Consider the following 4,634-nt stretch of genomic DNA (forward strand, 5'->3'; position numbering starts at 1 on the left):
GTGTCAAGATTGTGAATTTTCACTAAAGTCGTTTACGCTTTAACGCATTAATGTTAAAATGAAGGTGTTATCGTACGCGATGACCTCCTAAAGGGAAATGTATAGAAGCCGCTCCTGATTGATATGCTGGGGGCGGTGCTTTTTTGTGTGCAAAGAAATCGGAGGTCTTAGTATTTTTATATAATATTAAGGATTTTGCCATTAATAAAGAATCGACTTGGGCTTGTCCAATATTGTAGAAAGATCAATCCTGTTTTAAGCAAAAAAAATCAGTAAAGTCGACTCATAGCAAGGGTTGAAAGCTTGTTGTATAATATTGGAAATAAGGATAAGAAGGTGGGGACATGAATGTTGGTTCGCTGATTAAATATTATCGAACAAAGCAGGGAATGACACAAAGTGAACTGGTGGAAGGCATTTGCTCGGTACCTCATCTTAGCAAAATCGAGAATAATGGGAAGGAGGCGAATGAACAAACCATTGATTTGCTTTTGAATAGGCTTGGCGCGAATTTGAAGGAAGTGCAACAAAAGAATGGGATGATAGAGGAGCTGCTCGATGAGTGGATCCATAATATCAATTATTTGCAGGTAGATAAAGCAAGAGGACTATATGAACGGCTTTCAGAGCTGTCAGGCTTTATTGCTTATACGCCGCATCTCTATTTGTACGAGCTTTATAAGCTAAGGTATTATCTTTTGGTGCGCGAGATTGAGGAGGCGAAGCTGCATTATAAGTGGCTTGAGAAGCATAAGAAGAATTTCTCCTACCAAGAGTTGTACCTATTTCACTACTATCATGCCATTTGTTTGATTGTCCAGAATAAGTATCGTCAAGCGAATGATGTTTTGGATGATTTGGTCCTTTCTCAAGGGGAGGGTGTCAATGCCTCTGGTGATGTGTACTATCATTTGGCTCTCGTCAAATGTCATATTGAACAGCCGGGCTACGCCATTTTTTACGGTAAGCATGCTTTGACCTCTTTTACAGCTGACTATAATATTAAGCGAATGCTCCATACGCTGATGATAATGGGAATCAGTTATACGGATTCTAATATCCATGAGGTGGCGCTGGATTGCTATAAGCATCTCGAACGGAATGCAGAGATTCTTGGAGAAATGGATATGCTGGCACTCACGTATCACAATATCGGGTATTTGAAGCAGAAGATGGGGAATTTGGCAGAAGCACGAGATTACTTCAAGAAGGCATTGGATTCGGGGATAGATGATGCCTACTCGTACATGGTCAGCTTGTATGCCTATGCAGAAACATCTTATTATCTTGAGGATTATGTTGTGGCAAAAGAAAACTTTGACCAATTAAAAAAGAATGCTGCTCGATCAAACACGAAAATCTATCAAATTCTCCCGAACTATTATTTATACATGATGGAGGGGGAAGAGGAGAGAGCCATTCGATATTTAGAAGATTATACCCTTCCTTTTTTATACGATAAGGAGCTGAGCTTTACAGATATTAGGTCGGTTAATAAAATTTTAGCTGATTATTATAAAAAAGAAGGAAAGTTTAAAGAAGCGCTGCAATATACTTATATGGAATAAGAACATAAGGGGGAGTAGAGATGAACATGAAAGCGCCCATCTTGCCGCCGGTAACTTAAATACATCGTATCTGAATACATGGGAAAAGCCGATTGCATAAGCAGTCGGCTTTTTTATGTATAAATTTTGTTGGGAAAATAAAAAAATGATAGGCACAAACACCTGTTTTGTTTTTGGTCGGGTTGGTACTTCTTCCACGGTGAAAAACAAGAGATTTGTTGAAAAATAATGTAATAAGTAAAAATATGGTAGAAATATGGTGTTATTTATTTGGGAAATTTTAGAACATTTTAACAATTCAATCTATTCATTTTTGAATTATAGTAAAATCGCTCCGTTTCCAAGAAAAAAAATAATCAATATACTAGTTTTACATCAAAGAGAGCCATCAAAAATAAATATGTGAGAGGAGAGGAAACATGAAGTCAAAAAGATTAATCAGTACGGTCGTGTTGAGTTTGGCAATGGTGTTCAGTGGAGCATCCTTCTCATCAGCAGCAGAAATGGGGAAGGCTCCGAAAGAGTCAGTTCAGAAGGAAACAATCCGGGTCCTTATTAAGGGATCTCAAAGTGAACGGGCACAGGCGAAGAAAGATATGGGTGTCCATCATGATTTCAACGGCCAAGGCTTTACAGTCGATGTCTCTGAAAAAGAGTATGAGAAGCTAGTCAAAAATAATGACATCGAAGTCAAGAAAGTACCAGAATTCAAGATTGCCGCGACCAACCAATTAAAGGCAACGTCAAGTCCTACCACTCGCGTACCTTGGGGAATAAAAGCCATTTATAATAATAGTTCACTAACGTCTACTTCGGGTGGTAGCGGCATAAAGGTCGCTGTATTGGATACAGGTGTTCTGAAAACACATAAGGATTTATCGTCCAATGTGGAGCAATGTAAAGATTTTACGACTAGCAGCACATACGTGAATAATTCTTGTGCTGACCGAAATGGACATGGTACACACGTAGCTGGTACCGTTCTTGGTAATGGCGGAGGAGGCACAGGGGTATATGGTGTTGCTCCACAAGCGAAGCTATGGGCCTATAAGGTTCTAACGGACAGCGGCTCTGGATATTCTGATGATATTGCAGCTGCTATCAGACATGCGGCCGACCAAGCCACATCGACAGGTTCGAAGCTGATTATCTCCATGTCACTCGGTTCTAGCGCAAATGATTCCTTGATCTCAAGCGCGGTAACGTATGCACAAGGAAAAGGGGTTCTTATCATTGCGGCTGCAGGCAACAGCGGTTCTGCTGCCAATACAATCGGCTACCCTGGTGCACTTGCGAATGTCGTAGCAGTAGCAGCCCTTGAAAATGTACAAGCTAATGGCACATACCGTGTGGCAAATTATTCTTCCCGCGGAAATCCGAACACAGACGGTGACTATGTAATCGGCGTGAAAGATATTGAAGTCTCTGCTCCTGGTTCAGCTGTTGAATCTACTTGGTATACAGGCGGATACAACACAATCAGCGGTACATCCATGGCAACGCCTCATGTTTCCGGCTTAGCTGCGAAAATCTGGGCGTCTAACACTGGATATACAGCAAACCAAGTTCGCACTGTGCTTCAAAACAGGGCGAAAGCCAATGACATTTTGGGTGGAGTTGGCGCCGCAGTTGGCGATGATTATGCCTCTGGCTTCGGATTCCCTCGAGTCCAATAAAACAATTCGGTTCAAAAGCAGCCTCTCCATGGACGGGAGGCTGCTTGTCACACATTAGGCCGCATCTTGTCTAACAAGAAGAAGCGGCCTTTTTTGTCTAAAAAAATCCCGATAAAGGAATTGGTTGTAATGAAAATATGGTTTCGATTAAAGGAATCGATCAATTTATTTCGTTTACTAGCCAAGAAGGGGTATATATGTCTGTATCAGCTTGGCATTATGGTCATTGCGCTTTGGACGCTGGCCTCTCTTGCCATCACCTATCGCAAGGTCTTTCTCAATCCATTTGAGGCACTGACAGTTAATGAAATGCCGGCAATGGACCAAGGATGGTTTGTCGCCATGATGACCAATATTGTCTCATCAGAGGCAAACCGCATTGTCGGAAAGGGGCTCTTGTTTTTACTGATTTGGATTCTCTTATTTTTATTCATACCGCTCGCGACTCGGAGCCTGAAAAGATTCCGTCTTTTCCAATTTGAACTTGAACTCGAAGACAGCAATGAAGCAGAAGAACCTGGTAATCTGAACATGGAAGAAAGATTTCGTCTGTTAGGAGACCTCTACAGCGATCACAGCAAAGGAACGCTCTTTCTTTTTTATCAAGAGGATGCAGGAAGAGCTGACTATGAAGGTGCCATCGCCTATTTTCTAGAGAAATACGCTGCAGAAGGATTCAAGAAGCAAGGAGTCGGCATCAATTGGGCTTTATACGAGTGGGCCGCCTTACCCGATGAATGGATGCGACTTGCCCAAATCTCAGCCGAAAAAGGAAAACCGTACATGGAGAATCAAGAATCTACAGTAAACTTCAAAAAGAAGAATATTGTGGTTTACACTTACCATCATTTGGATAAATTACTAGTATCTATCCTATGGAGCTATACATGCCGCTTTGACATCATGGATCAACAATATTTATATATCCTGCATCATTCAGCAGCAGCACAGCTCGAAAATATAGAATACGTATGCTGGATTGAACGATTAGTCAGCCAGGAAGCCATGAACGAATGTGCCTACGTAAACACAGAAGGAGTGGATTTACAAGTTGGTGGATAATATCGTCATAAGAGCCAGATTCAGTGCAGAGAAATATAGACAATTAGCGAAAATGTGCCTCGACGGGCCGAACGATGGCATTGTGGAGAATAAGCCAGTACTAGAGAGTGGCTGCACAAATGAAAAATTCTATTACAAAATCAAATGAATAAACCTTCTAATCAAAGTGATGATTGGGAGGTTTATTTTTTTGTTTTGTCGGGAGGAACGGTCCAGGCTATGTACAGGAAAAGCGGGAGAAGTCAGTGTCTCATTCAGGGTGGGTGGGATAAAGGCGGGAGAAAGATGGAGTAAGACACGCAATGCCCATGCTTTTCCCAGGCAACGG

At 41.6% G+C, this 4,634-nt stretch carries 4 protein-coding genes; all 4 read left to right on the forward strand.

The features are described 5' to 3' along the window. The first annotated feature begins 344 nt into the window (after window positions 1–344). A complete protein-coding gene (locus ACI35L_RS17465; protein ID WP_439803439.1) occupies window positions 345–1,568 on the forward strand; it encodes a helix-turn-helix domain-containing protein in 1,224 nt (407 codons plus the stop codon). A 419-nt stretch (window positions 1,569–1,987) separates the two neighbouring features. Beyond that, entirely contained in the window at window positions 1,988–3,244 is a 1,257-nt protein-coding gene (locus ACI35L_RS17470; RefSeq protein WP_049670249.1) for a S8 family peptidase, read from the forward strand. 129 nt (window positions 3,245–3,373) lie between these two features. Then, window positions 3,374–4,306, forward strand: coding sequence for a hypothetical protein (locus ACI35L_RS17475; RefSeq protein ID WP_439803440.1), 933 nt, complete (start codon window positions 3,374–3,376; stop codon window positions 4,304–4,306). After that, window positions 4,296–4,454 (forward strand): hypothetical protein, encoded by a 159-nt coding sequence (locus ACI35L_RS17480; protein ID WP_439803441.1) that lies wholly within the window; start codon window positions 4,296–4,298, stop codon window positions 4,452–4,454. Before ACI35L_RS17475 ends, ACI35L_RS17480 begins: the two co-directional genes overlap by 11 nt. Window positions 4,455–4,634 lie beyond the last annotated feature (180 nt).

Source organism: Pradoshia sp., assembly GCF_051873915.1.
Lineage (GTDB): Bacteria > Bacillota > Bacilli > Bacillales > Pradoshiaceae > Pradoshia.

Excerpts from the sequence above, each read along its gene's own strand:
- ACI35L_RS17470 (WP_049670249.1), top strand. The coding sequence starts at position 1,988 with ATGAAGTCAAAAAGATTAATCAGTACGGTCGTGTTGAGTTTGGCAATG.
- ACI35L_RS17465 (WP_439803439.1), top strand. The coding sequence starts at position 345 with ATGAATGTTGGTTCGCTGATTAAATATTATCGAACAAAGCAGGGAATG.
- ACI35L_RS17475 (WP_439803440.1), top strand. The coding sequence starts at position 3,374 with ATGAAAATATGGTTTCGATTAAAGGAATCGATCAATTTATTTCGTTTA.